This is a genomic window from Wolbachia endosymbiont of Trichogramma kaykai (assembly GCF_045765165.1).
Lineage (GTDB): Bacteria > Pseudomonadota > Alphaproteobacteria > Rickettsiales > Anaplasmataceae > Wolbachia.
Map to the genome: position 1 here is coordinate 245,867 of NZ_JBJJXK010000004.1, position 23,227 is coordinate 269,093.

The following is a 23,227-nucleotide window of genomic DNA, read 5'->3' on the forward strand; positions in this document are numbered from 1 at the left end:
CTGCTCTCTTTCATCCCAGTGTTTGACACTGGGATGATTTCTTTGTATGGTATCTTATATAGTGTTTTACAAATTCACGTAGCTATCTCAAATTTACCCGTATCAATGTCAGTAAATTTATTGAGAAATATCACTTAGTTCCTTAAATTTATGTTTTTGGATATATACTAATCATTTATTTTCAAAGCCTCAATAAAAGCATTTTGTGGGATGTTTATGTTTCCCACAGAATGCAATCTTTTCTTACCTTTCTTCTGCTTTTCAAGCAGCTTCATCCTTCGTGTGACGTCTCCACCATAGAGCTTGGCTGTTACATCTTTTCTATACGGGTTAATCGTTTCTCTAGCAATAATTTTTCCTCCTACTGCCGCTTGAATCGCGATTTTATATTGCTGGCGTGGTATCAAGTCTTTCAAACGTGCACATATTTCACGGCCTCTTTTTTCTGCCCTGCTTTTATGAACAATGCAGGCTAACGCATCCACAGGTTCTCCATTAACTAAAAAACTTAATTTATCTATCTGACTTTCCTGATAATCGGATATTTCCCAATCTAAACTTGCATATCCCTTGGAAATTGATTTTAGTCTATCGTAAAAATCAAAAACAACCTCAGATAGCGGTAATTTATACTTCAGTAGTGCTGTTGTCGTATTACCAACATAAGATAAATCCTGCTGTTCTCCTCTCCTCTCTTCACACAGAGATAGAATCTCTCCTAAATATTGATCAGGTACCATTATAGTTGCAGTGATCCACGGTTCTTCCACTATTTCAATTTTTGTAGCGTCTGGCATATCGCTTGGGTTATGGATATTTAAAACTTTACCATTTTGTGTTGCAACTTTATATATAACACTCGGTGCAGTTGCTGTTAGATCTAAATCAAATTCTCTTTCGAGTCTTTCTTGAATGACTTCAAGATGTAGTATTCCTAAGAAACCGCAACGAAATCCATAACCTAGCGCATTTGACGTTTCAGCATCAAATGTAAAACTAGCATCATTTAAATGTAATTTTTCTAGTGCTTCCCTTAAATATTTAAAATCATCTGTGTTATTGGGAAAAATACTGCAAAATACTACAGGATGCACTTCTTTAAAGCCAGGTAATGCCTTGCTGCACGGCCTTTTCTCTTCAGTAATAGTGTCTCCTACTTTGCAGTCTGCTACTTCTTTCATTGAAGCAGTTATAAAACCAACTTCACCTGCTGAAAGTTCACCAGTCATAACTTTTTTAGGAGTGAAAATACCGATATTATCGAGCTGATATGTAGCATTATTAGACATCATAACGATTCTCATGCCTTTTTTTAGTACTCCATTTTTAACTCGCACTAAAATTACTACTCCTAGGTAAGGATCATACCAACTATCAACTAAAATTGCTTGCAGTGGAGCATTTGTATCACCTTGAGGAGCGGGAAATTTTGTCACTATAGCTTCAAGTACATCCTTTACCCCAAGACCAGTTTTTGCCGATATCAAAATTGATTCAGTTGCATCAATTCCGATTACCTCTTCAATCTGAAGCTTTATCCTTTCTGGATCTGCAGCAGGAAGATCGACTTTATTAAGCACAACTATTATCTCATGATTATTGTCAATTGCCTTGTAGACATTTGCCAGAGTCTGAGCTTCAACTCCTTGGCTGCTATCTACTACCAAAAGTGAGCCTTCACATGCAGCTAAGCTTCGGCTGACTTCATATGAAAAGTCAACATGACCTGGTGTGTCCATGAGGTTGAGGCAATATTTATTACCATTATTTGCAGTGTAATTGAGTCTTACCGTTTGTGCTTTGATTGTGATTCCTCGTTCACGCTCTATATCCATTGAATCAAGTACCTGATTGGTCATTTCCCTTGTCTCAAGACCGTTACATTCTTCTATCAAACGATCAGCAAGAGTTGACTTCCCATGATCTATATGTGCTATTATTGCAAAATTTCTTATATTGTTCATAGATCTACTTATTTAAGTAGATCTATTTTACATTTTAAGTATTACAAGAGCAATTATTTATATCTCTTTTTGCTAAAAACATTAAGCTGAAGTCCTTGCCAATGGCCGGCAATGCTCATTAGCTGATGCTTGCTTCACTGTGCTACTTGGATCTCCTTGCTGTCTACACGTTTTTACTGCATCAGCAAGGCTTAGGTAACCAAGGACAGGAACTTTAATCTTTACATCTTTATTTTTTTTCTAAATCTTTATCATCTGGTTTATTACTTACTATTTTGGTGTACTTGGCAGAAAAAAAATAATTACTTTGGCCACGGAACTTTTACGACAGAGTTTGGAAAGTGGAGTAGTGATATAACAAAACTGACTATATGTTACAACTACTAGCAGGTAGCCATACATACGATAAAGATTACGTTAGTTTTTATCGGCTAAGACAACTAAGTTTTATAGAGGGAAGTAAAGGAACATTTATTTACGGAGAGTTATGCACAAAAAGTTTTTCTGGTAGTTATGATGAGATATACTATTACCCGTATGCTGCACTTGGAGTAGTATTTATAAAAAATACAACCAATGTGAACATAAATAAAACAATAGAATTTGTTGGATCATCATACTCTAGTACGGAGTATGGGGGAGCAGGATTATTTGTGGGAACTCCTGAGAATACTAATTCTAATAAATCAGGTATTTTAAAAATAGTATGGAAAAATGTTTACCAATACACGAGTTCTGATAGCAAGTTAGCCGGATCTGGGAATGTATAAATTCCAGCAAGAAAAACAATTGTAATATTACTTCACACATCATTCTAGAACACAAGTTAGTCAAGATATTCTTGCATCAAATTATGTACACAACTATGGTCAATTTATTCAGTGGGGGATTTATAACATAAGTAGCAATGTTCTCACCACAGGACTTGAGGTAGATGTAGAAAGTACGCTCAGGGCTTGGCAATGTCCAGGATTAGAACGAACTGATCAAATATGGCAATGAGGAGGAATTTGTGACTATTTATATACGTTTTGAAAACTACAAGCAGATTGAAACAACAACACTTGAAAACAAGCCAACAGGAAATGATTGGTATGAAGCGCCAAAGAATTTTGATTGGCAAAAAAGCTATTGTTTAACAGAAGGAGGAAAAATTGCTCAGCGTACTAAAGAAGATATACAAAAGGAGTTACTGGATAATGCGAAGCTTTGTGCATTTGATAGTATGCGTTTCCATTATGATAATCATACTCACCAATATGAAGGTCATTCTCACCAAAAAGCTAAATCTTATGAGATTCAAGCGGAAGCCACAAAAAGCGTTATAGCAGCACCAGAATCTATAGATGAAAAGGATAAAGAAATTGTAGAACCTTTAAAAAGTCCGTGGTATTATGGTTATTGAAATGGCAAGAATAATTGAAGAAAAAGTGAAAAAGCAGTAAGAGAAATAATGAAATGTGAAGAGCTTGAAGATCTAGCCAAGAGAAAGATTGAAGAAGCCAAGAGTGAAAATGAGCTAAAGACTTTGCTCGATGATTTTAGGAAAAAAATACAAAGAAATGGCTGAAGAATTTTTACACGGAGTAAATGTTATTGAGGTAACCTCAGGAGCAAAGACAGTACGTACAGCTAAATCATCAGTGATAGGTGTAATTGGTACTGCACCTGAAGATGATGAGAAAAAATTTCCGCTAAATAAACCAGTGTTAATTTCAGGAAGCGTAAAGGAAGCAGCAAAGCTTGGAAAGAGTGGAACACTACCTTCTGTAGCAAAGGGAATATTTTCCCAGATTGGTGCAACAGTAGTAGTTATTCGAGTTAAAGAAAGTGAAAACAGCGATTCAAATCTCAAAGAAATTGAAGTGCTAAAAGGTAAGTATGGTAAGCTTGGGTATGCAATACGTAGTCACCAAAGTTTTTTAGCAAGCAAAGCACATTTTAAGTCACAAATTATAGAGACTATTGGGCTAGGGCTAACGCTTGCAGCTCCAGTTAAAGTTGCGATTGACCTTGAAAGTGCTTTGGCTGATATTAAAAAAGTAGTAAAGTTTGACGATGAAACAAGAGAAGTTGACAAATTTGCGCAGAAAATAAAGGAGATGTCACGTACTATACCATTATCGTCAGCAGAGTTAGCACAAATAGCTGCAAGTGGTGATCAACTTGGTATTGACAAAAATGATCTTATGAAGTTTACAATAGTAGTTGCCAGAATGACCACAGCGTTTGATATGTCAGCAGAAGAAGCTGGTAATGCTATTGCAAAAATATCCAATGTCTATGGAATTAAAGTTGATGGCATGGAAAATGTAGGTAACATAATAAACCATCTTTCAGATAATACTGCTGCCAAAGCTAAGGAAAATGGTTTTTACACTGAATAGAATTGGTGGTAATAATAAACAGTTTGGTTTAGAAATTGATCAAGCAAGTAGCTTAGCAAGTGCATTCATAAGTTTAGGTAAACAACCTGAAAAAGCAGCAACTGCTATAAATAATTTTCTTAGTAAATTACATACCGCAAGAGAGCAAAGTCCTGAATTTCACGATGTATTAGATGAGATGGGAACAAGTATAGAAGAGCTCGGACAAACTATTAAAAAAATCCTCAAGAGGCAATATTGCAATTTCTTGAAACTTTAAAAAAAATAGATGATCAAGAGCGTGCCGGTATTCTTATGAATCTATTTGGTGCTAGGTTTCAAGATGACATTGCTCTTTTAGTAGGAAGCTTAGACATTTACAAGAAAGCTATTGAACATTTAGCTGATAAAGAAAAATATAACCCTTCAATGCAGGACGAATTTAACAATCGGGCAAATACTACAGCTAATAAATTACAATTACTTAAAAATGCAGTATTTGAAGCTGTCATGAATCTAGGGTCAGTAATGTTGCCTACTTTAAATTATGTAGCTGGAAGTTTGAAAGCAATAACAGAGCGTATAGCTTCTTTTGCAGAAAAATATCCAACTTTAACTACGGCAATCATGAGTACTTTAGCAGCTTTGATAAGTTTGAAAGTCTTAGTAGTGGGAGTAGGCTACGGAATTACTTTATTAGGAAGTACAATTTTTGGTCTTAAAGCAACGATATTTGCAACATTTTCATTTTTATCAGCTATATTTTCCTTCAGTAGTGACAGGACTAAGAGCAATAACACTCGCTGTAATGACTAACCCAATTGGACTTTTAATAGCGAGTCTTGTTGCTGGTGCAGCTTATGTTCTAACTGACTGGCAAAAAGTGAAAGACTTTTTCTCTAGCTTTTGGAAATCACTCATTGAACCTATGGGAAAAGCTTTTTCATGGATGGGAAATACAGTTAGTAGCATATTTGCTGAGAATATCCCGATTAGAAAATTTGAAAATAATGGAAATTTTGTTAATAAGCTTTCTAAAAATAGCATTTTCAGTAACGGAAACCCATTGACAAGTAATAGTGCTACTAAACAATTTTCAGAAAATAGTAAAGGCAATTTTGAGAGTTTTAAAGTTAAAGGTATTATAGAAGAAAAAAAAGAGCTATAGAACAAGAAGAAGTTGAGAAAGGATTCAAGAAAAGTAGATATGAAAATAGGGAATCTAAAGTATATAACCAAGCATTCTATCAAACGTTTAATATCAACATTAAGTCTGAAGATGTCCGCAGCGTTACTGATGCAGTAATAGAAAGATTTAGAGAACAAGCACGTGGGGCACTTTTTGATATAGTTGAAGAGTTACATTGATGTTGCTTGGGAAATGTAAGATTGAACCAACAAGCCTAAGATACAGTAAAGAAAAAAAAGGTGGTATACAATTGAATGTATTGAAAAAAAATGTTGCTACAAAACATTAGCTCAGGAATTGAATGTATTGATCTGACAGGAGTAATGTTATCCACGTTATCAGAGTAATGGCTTAGAACAGCTAAAAAATATACGTGATACTCAAGTTCTGGCTGATAATTCAGGAAATGTACTTGGGAATTTTGTCATTTATTTCATGTTGGAAAGAGTATAGTAGGAGTTGAAAATGTAGGAGGAAAAAGAAATTATACAGACGTTTTAGAAGGTGGCATTGAAATGTCTTTTACTATTGAAGTAGGAAAGATTAGTATTCATCTACGTTCTAGTGATAAAGACAACAATAAAATTGAAGTAAAGATAAGTGATGATGACGAGAAGAAACTTGATCAATTAAAAGATAAGGAAGAGATAGGAGAAAATTGCTTACTTGGTGGATATTCAGTACATGATGCGATTAAACGAGGATATTTTGAAAAATATGAACACTACGTCAATCTTCTAAAAAAAATTACCTTATATAATGAAAAGAAAAAAAATAGTTGGTGTGAGATGGTAACAAATTCAAAACAGACAACAAGCCGTACTGTAGGGTAAATGCTACACTGCTTGATTGTCTAAAGATCTTATATTACTCACCATAAAAACTTAACGAAGTGAGTAGTAAAAAGATTATGGTTATTGACTTAATGTTACATACCTTATACATTATGTTATGTATCTTAGCTTAAGGGGGGTAAGTATGGGTGAGTCTACTGGGATAGCAAAATCTATCATCAATCTACTAAAACTAAAATCCAAACCAGAACCGTATGATTTTGAATATGAATCCATTATAGAACATTTATTATCTAAAGAGCATTTGTTAAATGAACTGATGAATGATATGTGGTACTTAGGAGCTTTACCATCAGTTAGAAACTATAATGAACCACTATCTTTGATAGATAGCAAACTTGGATTAAGTGAACAGATTTGTGTTTGGCTTGCTCTAGATCACGATCTTACACCAAGTCAAAAAATTTTAAACAAAAAGTTACTTAGTGCTCTAAGATGTTTATCTTCTAACTGTGGTTCATTTGATAATACTGAGCCCCTTGAAGGATTTTTACATGATAATAAAAACAATAAAGATTTAAAAGTAATTCTTAACCTAAGAAGAGGAGAATCTCAATCAACAGTATTGCATGCGATTGCAGGAGAAAATATTGGTGGATTTCGTCGCACAGGAAATCAGGCTATAGATTTTCTCCTAGAAGCAGGTGCAGATCCTAACATACAAGATAATAAAGGAAAAACACCACTATACCTTGCTTCTGCTAAAGGTCATTACGATAATGCAAAGTCTCTTCTCTTGAAAGGAGCTAACCCTAATATAACAAGTAGAAAGGGAAGAACTCCACAACAAATAGCAACTAATAAACTCCGCTATGATATTGAAGAATTATTTTTAACTGATAAACAGAAAAAGATGAATAAGGAATTATATGACTTACTTGTACTCGATTCGGACTGCACTAAAAATTTAAAGGAGTTTTTAAGTAAGCATAAAGGAGATTCAGACCTAAAAGTGGTGCTAAATATTCGGCGAGGAATGGGTGAATCAAAAGTATTTTCTTATGTTGATCGTTTTTCTTGGGACAATGAAGGCCTTATTCAAGAGTTAAGAAAGATATTTTTAGAAGCAGGAGCATTAGATTATGCTATGAATATTTATCGTCAGAAAAAGGAAGGACAGGCCAGTAAATTACTCGTTAATTTAACTTCAAATCAAAAGGAGAAGTTAAATAAGTTTTCTGATAAGGTATTTCGAGCTCAAAACATGGCTGAACTTGAAAGGATTGTAAACGATGCTATAAAGTCTGGTGTACGATTAAACTATTCTCTTCCACAAGATTTCTTTTTAGGTAATGAGTACACTTTTACTGATTATGTGATGAAAAAAATCAGTGAGTTGGAAAAAAATCCTAAAGTTTCTAGTAGTATAATATGTCAATTAGTATCAAAAGGGGCAGTGTTTGGTAATACAGTTGATGCTAACACACTGATATCAGAATTTAAAGAGCATAAAACTAATCTAAAAAAAGCTTATATAGATTATGTTAGCAATTCTCGTAAGTTTATTGAAATCGCAAAAAGTGCAACCAATAGCGAGCTAAAAGATGTAAGAATAGACAACTCCGTTTTTTACTTAGAATATTCTCAAGATAGTAAAATAGACATTATAAAGATAACAGATGGGGTAAGGGATTTAGGTATAACCGATGGAGATGTAAAATGTGGAAGAAATATAGTAAAGATCGGTAAAAGTGAAGTAGAAATTAGAACTGAAGATGGCATAAGGAATTACACAGATCTTACAGAAGGCAGCAGTATAGCATTAACTTTCTATACTAGTTTGGGAAATGTAGACGTTAGGCTATATCCTGACGTACAGGATAAAAGCAAAATTATAGTAGAAGTGAGTAATAGAGAAGAAATATTAGAAAAATTCAAAGGTCGCGAAGGAGAGTTAGGCAATGATTGCGAGCTTGGTGGCTACTGGGTCTACGATGCTATTGAACAGGGATATTTTGAAAGATCTAGTGGATTGATGCATCCTGAAGTAATAGAGGAGTCTAACAACAAATGGACAGAACGTGAAGAATTAAGAAGGACTTCTGATCCTAGGAGAGAAGTTTCTAGGTAGATTAATTTGCCATAAAGGTTAAAGATTATTATTTAAATATAAACTACTATAATTTATAGATTTTGGATCATTTTCTACTACTGTTGTATCCAGCATGATTTATAACCCTTTCCCCCTAAATGATTGTTGCACACGTAATAAGTTAATTAAATAATCGATACCTTTTATCTCTTTTTTTTGAGTATGTCAGAGTCATGTTTACATCATAGCTCCTGCACTTAATTATTCCCCTAAGTGGCGCTTCATCATATTTTGCTTTTCTCTATATAGGTTGATTCTTTATCAATTCCTGCGCTTTTTGCCATTTTTCCTCTTTTATTATTGCTTCATGCTTTCCCTCATACTCTTTCTCATAATGTCTGATTTTTCCCACATATATTGGATTTGTTATTATTCTTCTCACCGTTGCTTTTTTAAAGATATCCGATTTTGTTCTGTAACCTTGACTATTTAATTCCCTTGCTAGTTCTGCCATTGACTTCAGCTCCAAATATCTTTCAAATATATGCCCTTATTATTAATTCTTTATCTTTTACATCATACCCAAGTGGCAAAGTTCCACCCATCCATAAACCTTGTTCTTTTGATGTTGCTATTTTGTTTTTTTATTCTCTCGACTATCATCTCTCTTTCTAGTTGTGCTGCACCTGATAATACCGTTTGTACGAATTTTCCCATTGGCGTATTATTGTCAAATATCTGCGTGACTGCTACAAAGTTTACTCGGTGCCTTCTAAAAAATGACGTTACTTCAATGTTGTCTTTTGTTTCTCTTGATAATCTATCTAACGTATATACTACTACACAATCTACTTCTCCTCCCTTTACATCTTCAAATAATTCCTTTATTGCTGTTCTTTCTAAATTTTTCCCTGAATATCTACCATCATCGTATCTTTTGGCCAATACCACCCATCCTTCTCGCCTTTTTATATATTTTTCATATGCTACACGTTGTGTATCAAGACTGTTAAACTTTTGTTCTAGACCGTCTTTATTTGACTTTCTCGTATATATTGTGCATCTCACCTCTTTTAGCATTTTCTCCTCTTCAGCTCCCATTTTTATCACGCATGCCAAATAATAAAGGTCCGTTGTAACTCATTCCCATTATTCTCCCTGCTACTGCTGACAATGACATGTAAAACTCTTCTCTGTACTCTAATAATTTAGACTTGATCTGACAGAAGAATTGACGAGTTCAAAACTGATATCAGAATCTGTTTTAATGTTATCAATATTTTTTTTTTGGTAAGCAATACTCATACTATCAAAAAAGGTCTGCATAGGCATAGCAATACTTACTGGAATGAGTTCTATCTCTGTTATAAGAATGCAACCAATGACGACATCTAACTGAAGCTCCTCCAAAGTACTATAAATCTTTTTCCTAAAGATAATATTGTAACATTCATCTTGCATAGTTCTATGAAACCTTTGACATATACCATTAGTTTGTGGAGAATAAGCTTTGGTTCTAGAATGATCAATATTTTCTACTCCCAAATATAACAGGTACGCATGACTACCTGGTTTACCACAATACTCTGTACCACGATCAGTTAAAATGCGTAGCAATGGAACTTTCTGTTCATCAAAAAATGGTATAACTCTATCATTGAGAAGATCTGCAGCTGTGATAGCAGTTTTCTCCGTATAAAGCTTAGCGAAGGCCACTCTAGAGTAGGTGTCAATAAAAGTTTGTTGATAAATTCTTCGAATACCTTTGATATTGCCTACATAATAGGTATCTTGACTACCTAAGTATCCAGGGTGTTGTGTCTCAATTTCGCCATTGGCTTCTTTTTGTTCCCTAGTTTTTTTCTAAAGCAGCAACTTGCTCCTCCGTTAAAATTATACCGTCTTGGACCACCTTTGCTTCCAGGGCTTTCAATCTCTTTTTAAAATTTTCGAGATCGTTTCTTTGCCATATTGACCTTATACCACTAGCAGATATTAGAATTCCTTTTTTCTTTAATTCATTAGCTGCTCTTTCTTGTCCATATGCTGGAAACTCTACTGCTATTTTAACTACTGCTTCTTTTGTATCCTTTGGTACTCTATTGGTAAGTAATGGTTTGCTTTTGTTTATCTCATATAATGCTTTTCCCCTCCTGTTTCATATAGCTCTTTGAAGCGGTAAAATGTATCCCTTGAATATCCCATTACTTTACACGCTTGGGATACATTTCCTAATTGCTTTGCAAGTTCTAGCAACCCCAACTTTGGTTCTAGTATTTTTTCTTGTGTTGTACTCATGTCTGACACTCCTTTAAAATTTATTTATATTTTTATCTTACTTTATTAATCTGTCAGATCAAATCTAAACTATTACATATTAAAACCTTTATATAATGCTGTCAGCGAATAGATGTTCGCTTGGCATTTCTATGCTTTCATCATCAGTAGGATTAAAGGGGAAATTACACTGAACAAGATTTGGAAGCTTATTGTTGTTCAATGATTCGTGTAATGCTACTATACCTTTATCGCAGACACTGTAAGAAAGTAAATTGAACTCGGTAATATTTGAAAAACTGCCATTCTTTAGTGCATTTATAAATTCCACTCCACCATTAGGGCTTATATTATTGGAAATTAAATCAAGCTTAACAAGATTTGGAAAGTTACCATTCTCTAATAATTTAGTGATTGCTATTGAACCTTGATTACCTATGATACTAGAAGTTACTTTACACTCAGTAAGATTAAGAGCATTAACATTCTTTAGTGTCTCATCTAAAACTTCTGCACCCTCAGCATCAATACAACAGTCGTGTAAGATAAGGCTTGTAATACTTCGATTCTCTTGTAAAAAGTTTATTAACTTCTCCATTTGTATATGCAGACTATTTAAGTCTAAGGTATTACCATTAACATATTTATTAAGTTCTACATGTTTATAACTCCTCTGTTAATATAATTCTCATTATAGCATAGACTTCAGTCATTGTCAAGTGTATTAACAAGCTGACACAAGATAACCCTTCAACTTCCCCCATTTATCCACTATACTGCTACAGGTCCTATAGCTTTTTAGTTAATGAATATTTTCAAGCAGGTTTCCTCTCTCATTTCCAGCAAGTTAAATGAGTTGAGGCAAAGGGGTGTTATAAGCACGAATGCAACAAACTTTATCATAGAGCCTCCAAGAAATAGAGCACATGGTGATATCTATACAAATGTTGCTATGGTGCTTGCAAAACATGAAAAGAAGAATCAAATTGAAATCGCAGAAGTTTTAGCTAAAGAGTTTGAACTTTTTGGTGAAGTTGCAAAAGTCGAAATAGCGGGCCCTGGTTTCATCAATATGCACTTGAAAATGGAAGTATGGCATGGGATTTTAAAGCAAATAAATGAACTAAAAACGGAGTTTGGCACTCTCAACATTGGAAACAATCAGGCAATCAATGTTGAGTTTGTATCCGCAAATCCAACTGGGCCACTACATATTGGTCATGCAAGAGGGGCAGTGTTTGGTGATGTTTTAGCAAATTTACTAAAGAAAGTTGGCCATAATGTCACTAAGGAGTACTATATCAATGATGCTGGAGCACAGATAGATAAGCTAATTCGGTCAGTATATTTGCGGTATAAGGAAGCTCTGGGAGAGAAAGTTAGCATTGAAAAAGGTTTATACCCAGGTGAATATTTAAAGCCAATAGGGAAGGGGCTAGCTAAAAAATATGGCAAGGAGCTTAGAGAAGAGGAAGATAATCGAGTAATTAGAGAATATACTTTAAGTTCTATCTTAGAACTTATAAAGGAGGACATGAGCTTGCTTGGAGTCAATCATGATATTTTTACTTCAGAGTATGAGCTACAAAAAAATGGCAAAATCGAAGAGAGTATAAAGATATTATCTGATAAGGGCCTTGTGTATGAAGGATACTTGGAGAAACCAAAAGGCAAAGAAAGTGAAAGTTGGACTTCCAGAAAAGAAATGTTATTTCGCTCTACAACATTTGGTGATGATGTTGACCGCGCACTAAAAAAAGAGGATGGTAGCTGGACTTATTTTGCATCGGATATTGCTTACCATTTTGATAAGATATCACGTGGTTTTAACAATATGATCATAGAGCTCGGCAGTGACCACGGCGGTTATATTAAGAGGCTTAGAGCAGTTGTCTCTGCGCTCAGTGATGATCAAGCAAAGATAGAGGTAAAACTGCATAATATTGTGAATTTCTTCGAAAATGGCAAACCTGTTAAGATGTCGAAAAGATCAGGAAATTTTCTTACAGCTAGGGATGTAGTGGAAGAGGTTGGCAGGGATATAACTCGTTTTATAATGTTAACACGCAAGAATGATATGGTCTTGGACTTTGATTTTGCTAAAGTTAAAGAACAGTCAAAAGACAACCCTATTTTTTATGTGCAATATGCTCACGCCCGTGCTCATTCGTTAATGCGTAATGCTCCAAAAGAGCTCCCAACAGCAGACCCTTCACTTTTAAAGACAGATGGGGAGCTATGCCTCATAAAAACCTTAGCAAAGTGGCCAGATGTGGTAGAAATATCTGCAAGGCTTTGTGAGCCACATAGAATTACTTTCTACTTACTTGAAGTTGCAGAAGCGTTTCACGTTTTATGGGGGTATGGTAAAAGTGATTTAAACATGCGTTTCATACTAGAAGATAACTTGAAACTCACCGCTGCAAGGATGTTTCTCGTCCAAGCCTTAGCGCACGTAATCTCTTCTGGGCTTTCTGTTTTTAATATAGATCCTTTGCAAGAGATGAGTTAATTTTAAGGCGAAAAATTATACAAGAGGTCTATTAAAATCACGTATATCGATTGTCTTGAAGTCACACAGTTGTTCTTTAGAGCTATGTCCTGTGATAATTACTATACCGTTCTGCTCGGAGCGTATTGAGATTAGGTTCAATACTAATTCACATGTTGTGCTATCAAGATTACAGAATGGTTCATCTATCAGCCAAATGTTTGCATTAGAAATTAACAGGCGAGCAAGCGCAACTCTTCTTTTCCAGCCTGCAGAAAGTTCACTATATTTGATATTAAGTACAGGTTGCAACTGTAAGCAACAAACGGCTGCCATAATTAGTTCTCTAGTATTCCGTATTCTTGCCCAGAATTGTATGTTTTCACCAACTGTTGAGCTATCTTTACAGGCATTTTTATGGCCTATATAGACCATGGAAGGTATATAGGATTTTAGGTCATCGTATATATCTTTTCCACAGTACATTATATTACCTGACACTGGCAGCAAAAGTCCAGATAAACTCCTGATTAAGCTGGTTTTGCCGCTACCATTTGGACCAGTGATCAAGATTTTTGATTTTGGTTCAGCTTTAAAATTGAGGTTTTTAAATAATACTTTGTTATTACGAGCACAGGATAGATTTTTACATTCAAGCATCTATTGGACCTTTAAAGAGAACTTGGAGCCTAAACACTTCAGTGTAAGAACATTGGATAGCTTGCACAACAAACAGTCAGTGTTCGACATACAACTGTACGAACATTGGGTTTGTAGGTAGAAGATGGTGTCATCCCAGTGCTTGACTGACTATAACACTGAAGAAGTTTAATGCCAGAAAGCAGGTTATACAACGGATACGTCATCTGCCTTTTCCTTTATACTTACCCTTAGTTGCAGACTGAGCTTTTATAAACAGCTCCCAAAATCCTTTTTTATCACCTTCTCCGTGTATCAATTGTGCAAAATGCTTAATTAAAACGCTACCCATCATAACCATCTTTGTCCATTTACCTAGCGGTTTTGCTATATCAACTATTTCTAGATCTTCTTTGTAAACTTGCATATTCTTTTGTCTCTCCCTTAGCATTTCCTGTTGTTTCATCAACTCTTTTTGCTTATTTTTTTGATATAATTCATTAAATCTTCTATTTTCTTCCCACTCTTCTTTGAGAACTTTTAGAGGAAATATAATTTTTCTAATATGATTTTTGTATATTTTTCTCAAAAAGAGAAATACTGCAATTACAGCAAGTAGTTCCGCACTATATATAATGATTTGTCCGAACGGCATTTTTATACTCAGCTTATTGGCAAGCAGTATTCACGATTATACCATAACTATAGAAATTTTACAATTTTTTTTCTGGATAAAGATAGTAGACTAAAAATTTCTAAAGAACAAAAGCAACGTATTTACGTACAGGCTATCAACTACTACACTCAAAACTGACAAGTGATTAATCATTAGAGAGTAGAGGAATCACGGCTCTCTAATGATTAAAGATGGACTGTGGTGGAAATTGAAGAAAATCTAATTGTCGGTTATCATGCTAGATCTACAATATAAGTTATAAAATTTTTAATCATTTTGGCTTATAATAATTTCTGAGTTAACCTTAGATTTCCTGAGCTGTGGTTTCTTTTACCCATGTTGAACTCTTAGCTTCTATACTCTAATTTAATTCCAGTTTTGACTATATAGGAGTTCAGAATGTCAAACAATATCTATAGCGATCAAGTTGATAATAGTAATTTATATACCTCTAATAATTTAGACTTGATCTGACAGAAGAATTGACGAGTTCAAAACTGATATCAGAATCTGTTTTAATGTTATCAATATTTTTTTTTTGGTAAGCAATACTCATACTATCAAAAAAGGTCTGCATAGGCATAGCAATACTTACTGGAATGAGTTCTATCTCTGTTATAAGAATGCAACCAATGACGACATCTAACTGAAGCTCCTCCAAAGTACTATAAATCTTTTTCCTAAAGATAATATTGTAACATTCATCTTGCATAGTTCTATGAAACCTTTGACATATACCATTAGTTTGTGGAGAATAAGCTTTGGTTCTAGAATGATCAATATTTTCTACTCCCAAATATAACAGGTACGCATGACTACCTGGTTTACCACAATACTCTGTACCACGATCAGTTAAAATGCGTAGCAATGGAACTTTCTGTTCATCAAAAAATGGTATAACTCTATCATTGAGAAGATCTGCAGCTGTGATAGCAGTTTTCTCCGTATAAAGCTTAGCGAAGGCCACTCTAGAGTAGGTGTCAATAAAAGTTTGTTGATAAATTCTTCGAATACCTTTGATATTGCCTACATAATAGGTATCTTGACTACCTAAGTATCCAGGGTGTTGTGTCTCAATTTCGCCATTGGCTTCTTTTTGTTCCCTAGTTTTTTTCTAAAGCAGCAACTTGCTCCTCCGTTAAAATTATACCGTCTTGGACCACCTTTGCTTCCAGGGCTTTCAATCTCTTTTTAAAATTTTCGAGATCGTTTCTTTGCCATATTGACCTTATACCACTAGCAGATATTAGAATTCCTTTTTTCTTTAATTCATTAGCTGCTCTTTCTTGTCCATATGCTGGAAACTCTACTGCTATTTTAACTACTGCTTCTTTTGTATCCTTTGGTACTCTATTGGTAAGTAATGGTTTGCTTTTGTTTATCTCATATAATGCTTTTCCCCTCCTGTTTCATATAGCTCTTTGAAGCGGTAAAATGTATCCCTTGAATATCCCATTACTTTACACGCTTGGGATACATTTCCTAATTGCTTTGCAAGTTCTAGCAACCCCAACTTTGGTTCTAGTATTTTTTCTTGTGTTGTACTCATGTCTGACACTCCTTTAAAATTTATTTATATTTTTATCTTACTTTATTAATCTGTCAGATCAAATCTAAACTATTACATTAAAAAATACAAATCTACTCAATGTTTGTTTGCCGAGTTTCGGATTGACACTTAAAGTTTTTGTATTTGAAGCGCATCCACAAACTGCATCAATGCCCTTCTATACCATATATACTGGATTTCTTACTACTTTTTCCGTGATTTTCTAAAAAAAAGTTTAAATAATTTTAATGCAGCTCAGAAATTACATGAGTTTTTAGTAAAAGCATACAAAACAAATTATCTAAATCAGAGATAACGCTATAATAACCTTCTAAAACGTTTTAAATCATAAAATTCAGAGATTTCTCATAGTGAGGAACTTTAATCTTTAATCCTCTTTAAAAAGTTATCTAATGCAGATTAGAAGCACCTGAAAACAGTTATGTAAAAGAAAGTTGCCAAAAAACTATTGACTTTTTTTTAACAGTCAGATAGAGGAGCTCAACGATTCCATACAAAAGATTATCGATGAAAATCCAGAGTTACAGAAGTGCCAAAAAATCCTTAGAACAGTGCCAGGAATAGGTCCAAAATTGTCTCAAGATTTTGTATGTCTAATGCCAGAACTTGTCTACTTAAACAAAAAAGAAGTCGCAAGTCTTGCTGGAGTTGCTCCACATCCAAAGGAAAGTGGAAAAACTATTGGCTATCGAAGAATAACAGGTGGTAGAAGCAATGTTCGTACAAAGCTTTTTATAGCTGTGATGGCTGCTACAAGATCTAAATCTGTACTTGGTACTTTTTACTCTGATCTGATTGGTAGAGGTAAAAAGAAGATGGTGGCTATAACAGCTCTAATGCGAAAGATCATAGTAATTGCCAATGTACGACTTAAAGAAGCAATTAATATGAAATAAAAAAAGCTGCATAGAAATAGGTTAATGAATATGTGCGCCCACACAAACTGAAAGCACATATTCATTAATTATAAGATCTAAGCAGTAACAGCTGTTTGATATAAAATTCTTTTTCTGCAATAAATTAGATTTTTTATTGCCGAAAGTACATTTTCTAGTTGAGTAGAAACACAAAATTATAAACAAGAGTTGTAATAAAACTAAACTCAAAAAATCATAGTTGATCATTGAATGACTTTATTTCTTAAGGATCTATAAAGAGACTGTGCAGTTCCTTACGCTCTACTCTATCTTGTATTTTGTTTTATTGCTTTTAATATCTTACTACTCATATATTTTACCTCATAGAGCTACTCGATATTATATACATAAAGATTAGGAAATGTTAAAACTTTCTACATTCTTGCATACTTCTTATTATTCTTTTAACATAGAAGATACTTTTTTTGAATGAGAAATCGCTTTATTAATCATATAATTCTCATGATTGTCATCTATTTTAGGCAGCTCATACAGATAATTCACCATTATTCCGGCTGACTGACTAATGCCTTTTTCAGAAGTATCAGCCATCCAGTTGATTTGTTTAATTGATGCACCATTGCTTAAATGAAAGTGTGCTACTGGATCATAAGCACCACCACCACTGCTTTTAACCTTTAGCAAATAATGTGCACAAAGTTTCAGTAGGGAATGTTTTTCGCATTCAATGTTAGTTTTTATGCTTTCTAAAATTTCTGTACCTGATTGTTTTATATTAAGCTTACCTAATAAAGCTACGTCTTGATTTTTTAGCCATTTTGTAAATCCAGGAACTGGAGAAAGAGTTGCATACACTTTTACGCTTTTAAATTCTTGCGATAGTTTTTCTACGACTCTCTTTATTAAAAAGTTACCTAGGCTAATTCCAGATAAACCAGTTTGAGTGTTTGATATTGAATAGAATATAGCAGTACTTGCACTGCTTGGGTCACTTGAAGGAACTGACTCGTCCAAAACGTGTTGAATACTATCTGCAATCTCATTCATCAGTGCAACCTCTACAAAAATTAAAGGTTCATTTGGTATTTTGTAATGAAAGAAAGAAAAACAGAGACGATCAGAATCTAGTCTGTTTTTTAAGTCATCCCAAGAGGAAATTTTATGTACAGCTTCATATTTTATAAGTTTTTCCAACAATGATGCAGGTGAATCCCAAGTGATTTGATGAAGATCAAGTAGATCAACATCAACCAAAGTACAAAGTATACTTTTTAATTCATTTTCTAGTGGACTTAGACTTTTATATTGATTCTTCAACTTGAGTACATCAGAACGCATATCAACAATAAACTTAAGGCCCTCCGGTAAGGAGATAAACTGCTTCAATATTTTAGAGCGTGGTGATTCAAGGACTTTTATTAAGTCTTGTTCAAACTTATAGCTCGACTCAGAATCTTGATTTTTCTTATATACTTTTATTTCTTCATCTATTTTCTTTTTATCCGGATTGAACTTTTCTGCCAGGGTTTGTAAAAATTTCATTTGACCTGCCTCGGATAAACTCAAGTACAAATTACCAAGAGATACGGTGTTCTTACGTGCTGAGACTTCATCCCCCTTTGGGTTTAAGCATTCGTTCATCTTCAAGACTAAACTATCGACATCGCGACTACTACTTAAATCAGGGCTAATATTGCCAACCCATGACCTTACAGCATCTGCTACTTCACCTAATATTTTAAAAAAGCCCTTTTGTGCTTTCTTATCTTCAACTTTTACTATATCAGTTTTTGCTAATGACTCTTTTATCATATTTTCTTTTATCGTGTATCTATCTTAATTTAAAGAAAAATCTTAGTCTACAAAGAAGGCATATATTTTCATGGTACAACTATTTTACAATCTATTTAAAATTTTCGTAAAGAGAGTTATATTTTTAATTTCATTATTTCTCTTACAAAAGTACTTTTATTATAAAAATGCTCTTTTTTCTCTCCCCCTTTTCCGGGTAAGGCTGATTTTTAATTACCTAGTCGAAGTTACTTAATTTTTACACATCTATTGTAAAGTACAAAGGCTGACTTTGGAATGAAAATGCTAGCTGATGCTTGGACTTTATTGATACTTACGCTACTTGAAACTATACTTGGTATAGACAATTTAATCTTTATTTCTCTAGCAATAGATAAGGTGCCAAATCTGCTGAGAGAAAGAGCCCGCCTGATAGGTTTTGGCTTGGCGCTATTGATGCGTTTTGTAATACTATTTTTTATATCACGTATATTATCAATGGAAAAGCCTATATTTTACTCTGTATCACTAGATATTTCAGTAAAAGATTTGCTTATGATTGCAGGAGGGTTATTTCTTATTGTTAAAAGTTCTATGGAGTTATGGAGCGAAATTTTTGTGCATGAGGAGAACAAAACAAAGGCAAACGTTAAATCACAATTTTTTTTAGTTGTGCTACAAATTATATTAATAGATTTAGTTTTTTCTGTTGATTCAATATTAACTGCTATAGCATTAACTCATAATATGATAATCATTGCTATGGCATTTACATTTTCCATATTAGCAATGCTATTTTCATCGAGTTATACCGCTAAGTTAATAAAATCCAGCCCAAACTTAAAAGTAATTGCCATTCTATTTATGTTACTCATCGGTATATATTTAATACTTGAAGGACTTCACATAGAGCTACCAAAAGCATATTTGTATTCTTCATTTATGTTTGCACTGCTTGTGGAAGCCATAAGCAAAATAAGGAAAATGCGGCCTTGAAATTATTTTGTACAAAGCAGAAATCTAATTTTATTCCGGTGTGTGACGAATGTCTGTACGAACATTTCGATGTCATCCGAGTAGCTGACACTGGGATCCATTATTCTTTTTTCTGGATTCCAGCATCACGCGCTGGAATGACATTAAATAGTTTTCCTTAAATTTTGAGTTATGCAAGCAGCCTCTTTGGTGTGATTCAAGTAGCTGAAACTGGAATGAAATTATTGCTACTCCCACTCAATAGTTGCTGGTGGCTTGGAAGTTAAATCATACACAACTCGATTTACTCCGGAAACTTTGTTAACAATTATACTACTGATGTCTTGCAAAAACCTCCAAAATACTAACGAATGTTGATCTTTATTTTCAAATGGAAATGCATCAGCTGTCATGCCATCAGATGAAGTCACAGCCCTTAAAGCGCAAACATATCCGTATGTACGATTATCTCCCATAACTCCCACAGTTTTTACTGGTAACAGTACAGCAAAAGCCTGCCATATTTTATCATACAGATCATAATTTTTCATTGTGTTGATATATATTTCATCTACTTCTTGCAATATTCGTACCTTTTCTTCATCAACCTCACCTATGATCCTCACTGCAAGTCCAGGTCCAGGAAATGGATGTTGCAATATTATCTCATCTGAAAGCCCAATTTCTTTGCCAAGCAGCCTTACTTCATCTTTAAAGAGATAGCGTAAAGGTTCTACTAGTTTTAGATTCATTTTTTCTGGCAAACCACCAACATTGTGATGAGATTTAATTGTACTAGTGTTTCCTGAAGCGTGCCCTGATTCAACTACATCAGAGTAAATGGTGCCTTGCATTAAAAAATCCACATCACCTATTTTTTTTGCCTCTTCTTCAAATACTTCGATAAAAGTATTACCGATAATTTTTCGCTTTTCTTCCGGATCAGTTATTCTCCTTAACCTACTTAAAAACAAGTTTGATTTATCAACGTAATTTATTGGAATTTCTTTTAACATAGCAGTGGTCTGGCTCTTACGCAATAACCCAGTATCGATAAAAATACAGTTTAATTGTTTTCCTATAGCTTTGTGTGTAAGAACTGCTGCAACACTTGAATCAACTCCCCCACTTACTGCAGCAATTACTTTTCTCTTCCCTACTAAGTTTTGAATTTTTTCCTTCTGTTTTTCAATGAATGACTTCATTGTCCAATCTCTCTCACAATTTGCAATATCTAAGAAATTAGATAGAAGTTTACTACCATTTGTCGTAGGCTTAACTTCAGGATGGAACTGAGTACAGTAAATCTTCCGCTGTTCGTTGGCAATTATTGCGATTGTTTGATTTATTATACCTGAGGCAATAGCAGTAAATCCTTGCGGTATAGTTTCGACACTGTCTGCATGGTTCATTAGCACATCGACTTCGGAATTAACGTCCCAAGTATCCTTTATAATTGGGGATTCTTTTAGTATCTTGATTTTAGTTTTGCCAAATTCCTGATTGAATTCTTTTCTTACCTTTGCCCCGAAGTAATGACAAATGAGTTGCTGTCCATAACATATTCCGAGTATAGGAGTGTTTATTATTTCGTTAAGTTTTATAATTTTATGTGCTACTTCACTTACTTCAGAGCAATTGTCATTTACAGATTGCGGTCCTCCAGAAAAAATAAATCCATTGAATTTTGATACTGTTTCGAAATCGATATTTCTTGGAAATATTTCACAGTAAACGCCCATTTCCCTGATTTGTCTTGCAATAAGCTGTGTAAACTGTGAACCAAAATCAATAACGGCAATTGCTGACAATGTGCTCCTCCATATTCTTTAAAGCGATATTTGATAATAAAGAAAACAATAAAGTAAGTAAACTAAGACCTGTTTAAAAACTTTAATACATGACTAAAGTAACTTAAATTTACCGCAACAGATTTATGATTAAGCTGTCTTAATTATCATTCCGATACTCTCTTCTTATCATAATAGCAACCCCAACATCTTTCCTTAAGTTGATGCCATTGCCTGAACGGATACGTTTAATATACATATAAATTCCTATCTTTTGTATCTAATAAACCAAGTGTTGGTACGATTGTTGCTTTCAGGAAGATAACGGTTTCTACTGTCTTAGCCAGTTTTTTTGACTTTTTATGCAATAAGTTTTGGTTATCTTTTCTATGCTCTATAAGCCCACCAATTACCATAACTTCGCCGCTCTTAATTTTTAACGTAGAGTGCATTTCTCTGGTTTCAATAATTGGAATGTCACTATTTAATTTCATTTTATTCTGTTGTGCGACATATTCTATATTTGGGTCTTTAGTGTAATCGTTAATTCTTGATAAGGTTGGGTGTATATCCATGAATATTTCATTAGTATCAATGTTAATGCTTGGGTGGATTATTAACACCACACCTATTGGAGTGCTATTCATCTTGGTAATTAATGCATGATTAGAATTTTTGGTATTTTTCTGTATATCGGAAGTAAAATAGATATGGTTTTTAGTAAATGAAATCATTGCTCGCTGATTATTTATAGCATGTACTCTAGGGCTTGAAATTACGGTTGAAGTGCCAAATTTGCCTAAATTTTTTACTAAATCTCCTAAATCACTAACACTAGAGTTAATTGCTAGGTCAATAATAGAGTTACCTTGATTTGTTATAGATTTGGTTTCATTATGCAAATCATTTAAGTTGAGACCAGAAAGGTATTTATCGTCTAATAAAACTTCAACTATTTTGGCCTCGATCATTACTTGAGAAGACGCCAATTTCTTAACTTTATTAATATATTCTTCAACAGCTTTGTGAGTATCTTTTCTAGCATTTAGTATAATGATACCAGCTTCTCTGTTGGATGAAAGAAACTCACCATCATCTACTCCGTTAACATCCATTATTGCATTTAAGCCTTTTTCTAATGAATTCCATAAATCACTACTATATTGAGATTTCATATAGTTTCTATCACCATCACTGTCGGTAATATTGCTACCAATGATAAAACTCCTTTGCGCAGAGTGTTGAATATTGATGAAGTCTACGTAATAATTTTGTGCATATGGCAAATCTTGTTCAATTCTAATTACACCATTATTCATTGAGTAACGCAATTTGGCGCTGTTGGCTATATTCTGAATTACTTCGTTTACGTTCTTATCTTTTAGTTTTAAAGTGATATTACCTGATATTTTGGGGTCTATGTCTAAGTTAATGTCAGAAAGTTTTCCTATCTCAATCAGTAAATCCTTTACTGGTACTTTTTCATCAACATTAATCGAAAGAAACTGATTACTGGTTGTAAGATAGGGAAACTCTACCGGTAAAGGTATCATTTCTGGTATTGCTGGTTCGTTATTCTTCAAAGGATTATTATATTGTTGCAACGAATAATCGTGCTTATAATTGTCTATATTAACAGAATGTTGCTTATTAGGTAGATGCGCACAAGAAATAATGAAAAGGAGTATTAAACATTTTAAAATAGCCATGAGGGCAGCATACAAATCTATACTAA

General features: G+C 33.9%; 15 protein-coding genes and 8 pseudogenes. 12 read left to right on the forward strand and 11 right to left on the reverse strand.

Annotation, left to right across the window (positions count from 1 at the left end):
* Positions 1-167: 167 nt before the first annotated feature.
* Positions 168-1,964: a translation elongation factor 4 gene (gene lepA, locus wTKK_RS05275; RefSeq protein ID WP_407512563.1), complete on the reverse strand. Its 1,797-nt coding sequence runs from the start codon at positions 1,962-1,964 to the stop codon at positions 168-170.
* Between the two features lie 262 nt (positions 1,965-2,226).
* Here lepA and wTKK_RS05280 point away from each other — a divergent pair.
* The 9 genes and pseudogenes from wTKK_RS05280 to wTKK_RS05320 all read left to right on the forward strand — a co-directional run.
* Positions 2,227-2,966 (forward strand): annotated as a pseudogene (locus wTKK_RS05280) (hypothetical protein); the annotation flags it as partial.
* A gap of 10 nt (positions 2,967-2,976) precedes the next feature.
* Positions 2,977-3,534 (forward strand): annotated as a pseudogene (locus wTKK_RS05285) (hypothetical protein).
* Positions 3,527-3,830 (forward strand): annotated as a pseudogene (locus wTKK_RS05290) (phage tail protein); the annotation flags it as partial. The pseudogenes wTKK_RS05285 and wTKK_RS05290, both read left to right, overlap by 8 nt.
* Positions 3,830-4,351: a phage tail tape measure protein gene (locus wTKK_RS05295; RefSeq protein WP_407512814.1), complete on the forward strand. Its 522-nt coding sequence runs from the start codon at positions 3,830-3,832 to the stop codon at positions 4,349-4,351. The pseudogene wTKK_RS05290 and the gene wTKK_RS05295, both read left to right, overlap by 1 nt.
* The gene (locus wTKK_RS05300) at positions 4,332-4,610 is read left to right on the forward strand and encodes a phage tail tape measure protein (RefSeq protein ID WP_407512564.1); all 279 of its coding nucleotides are present in this window, start codon (positions 4,332-4,334) and stop codon (positions 4,608-4,610) included. The genes wTKK_RS05295 and wTKK_RS05300 overlap by 20 nt, the downstream gene beginning before the upstream one ends.
* Positions 4,589-5,146, forward strand: a complete 558-nt coding sequence (locus tag wTKK_RS05305; RefSeq protein ID WP_407512566.1) for a phage tail tape measure protein — start codon at positions 4,589-4,591, stop codon at positions 5,144-5,146. Before wTKK_RS05300 ends, wTKK_RS05305 begins: the two co-directional genes overlap by 22 nt.
* Complete coding sequence (locus wTKK_RS05310) at positions 5,139-5,498, forward strand: hypothetical protein (RefSeq protein WP_407512567.1); 360 nt, start codon at positions 5,139-5,141, stop codon at positions 5,496-5,498. Before wTKK_RS05305 ends, wTKK_RS05310 begins: the two co-directional genes overlap by 8 nt.
* 536 nt (positions 5,499-6,034) lie before the next feature.
* Positions 6,035-6,352: a hypothetical protein gene (locus wTKK_RS05315; protein WP_407512569.1), complete on the forward strand. Its 318-nt coding sequence runs from the start codon at positions 6,035-6,037 to the stop codon at positions 6,350-6,352.
* A gap of 145 nt (positions 6,353-6,497) precedes the next feature.
* Positions 6,498-8,444: an ankyrin repeat domain-containing protein gene (locus wTKK_RS05320; RefSeq protein WP_407511583.1), complete on the forward strand. Its 1,947-nt coding sequence runs from the start codon at positions 6,498-6,500 to the stop codon at positions 8,442-8,444.
* A 95-nt stretch (positions 8,445-8,539) separates the two neighbouring features.
* On the opposite strand, the pseudogene wTKK_RS05325 reads toward wTKK_RS05320, so the two are convergent.
* The 4 genes and pseudogenes from wTKK_RS05325 to wTKK_RS05340 form a co-directional block, all read right to left on the reverse strand.
* A pseudogene (locus wTKK_RS05325) lies at positions 8,540-9,485 on the reverse strand (recombinase family protein); the annotation flags it as partial.
* A 10-nt stretch (positions 9,486-9,495) separates the two neighbouring features.
* Positions 9,496-9,615, reverse strand: a pseudogene (locus wTKK_RS05330) (DUF2924 domain-containing protein); the annotation flags it as partial.
* Positions 9,606-10,703 (reverse strand): annotated as a pseudogene (locus wTKK_RS05335) (IS481 family transposase). The pseudogenes wTKK_RS05335 and wTKK_RS05330, both read right to left, overlap by 10 nt.
* A gap of 88 nt (positions 10,704-10,791) precedes the next feature.
* On the reverse strand, positions 10,792-11,280 hold the full coding sequence (locus wTKK_RS05340; RefSeq protein WP_407512570.1) for a leucine-rich repeat domain-containing protein: 489 nt from the start codon (positions 11,278-11,280) through the stop codon (positions 10,792-10,794).
* A 207-nt stretch (positions 11,281-11,487) separates the two neighbouring features.
* Here wTKK_RS05340 and argS point away from each other — a divergent pair, with 207 nt between their 5' ends.
* The gene (gene argS / locus wTKK_RS05345; RefSeq protein ID WP_407512572.1) at positions 11,488-13,194 is read left to right on the forward strand and encodes an arginine--tRNA ligase; all 1,707 of its coding nucleotides are present in this window, start codon (positions 11,488-11,490) and stop codon (positions 13,192-13,194) included.
* A 15-nt stretch (positions 13,195-13,209) separates the two neighbouring features.
* Here argS and ccmA read toward each other — a convergent pair whose 3' ends face one another.
* From ccmA to wTKK_RS05360, 3 genes and pseudogenes are all read right to left on the reverse strand, one after another.
* A complete protein-coding gene (ccmA, locus tag wTKK_RS05350; protein ID WP_407512573.1) occupies positions 13,210-13,833 on the reverse strand; it encodes a heme ABC exporter ATP-binding protein CcmA in 624 nt (207 codons plus the stop codon).
* A 202-nt stretch (positions 13,834-14,035) separates the two neighbouring features.
* Positions 14,036-14,467 (reverse strand): hypothetical protein, encoded by a 432-nt coding sequence (locus wTKK_RS05355; RefSeq protein WP_407512574.1) that lies wholly within the window; start codon positions 14,465-14,467, stop codon positions 14,036-14,038.
* Between the two features lie 472 nt (positions 14,468-14,939).
* Positions 14,940-16,037: pseudogene (locus wTKK_RS05360) on the reverse strand (IS481 family transposase).
* A 414-nt stretch (positions 16,038-16,451) separates the two neighbouring features.
* Here wTKK_RS05360 and wTKK_RS05365 point away from each other — a divergent pair.
* Positions 16,452-16,954: pseudogene (locus tag wTKK_RS05365) on the forward strand (transposase); the annotation flags it as partial.
* A 417-nt stretch (positions 16,955-17,371) separates the two neighbouring features.
* Here the strand turns inward: wTKK_RS05365 and wTKK_RS05370 are convergent.
* On the reverse strand, positions 17,372-18,748 hold the full coding sequence (locus wTKK_RS05370; RefSeq protein WP_407512575.1) for a malonyl-CoA decarboxylase: 1,377 nt from the start codon (positions 18,746-18,748) through the stop codon (positions 17,372-17,374).
* A gap of 282 nt (positions 18,749-19,030) precedes the next feature.
* On the opposite strand from wTKK_RS05370, the gene wTKK_RS05375 reads away from it, so the two are divergent.
* On the forward strand, positions 19,031-19,723 hold the full coding sequence (locus wTKK_RS05375; protein WP_407512815.1) for a TerC family protein: 693 nt from the start codon (positions 19,031-19,033) through the stop codon (positions 19,721-19,723).
* Between the two features lie 227 nt (positions 19,724-19,950).
* Here the strand turns inward: wTKK_RS05375 and guaA are convergent, their stop codons facing one another.
* Complete coding sequence (gene guaA, locus wTKK_RS05380; RefSeq protein ID WP_407512577.1) at positions 19,951-21,513, reverse strand: glutamine-hydrolyzing GMP synthase; 1,563 nt, start codon at positions 21,511-21,513, stop codon at positions 19,951-19,953.
* Between the two features lie 227 nt (positions 21,514-21,740).
* Positions 21,741-23,201: a type II secretion system protein GspD gene (locus tag wTKK_RS05385; protein WP_407512578.1), complete on the reverse strand. Its 1,461-nt coding sequence runs from the start codon at positions 23,199-23,201 to the stop codon at positions 21,741-21,743.
* Positions 23,202-23,227 lie beyond the last annotated feature (26 nt).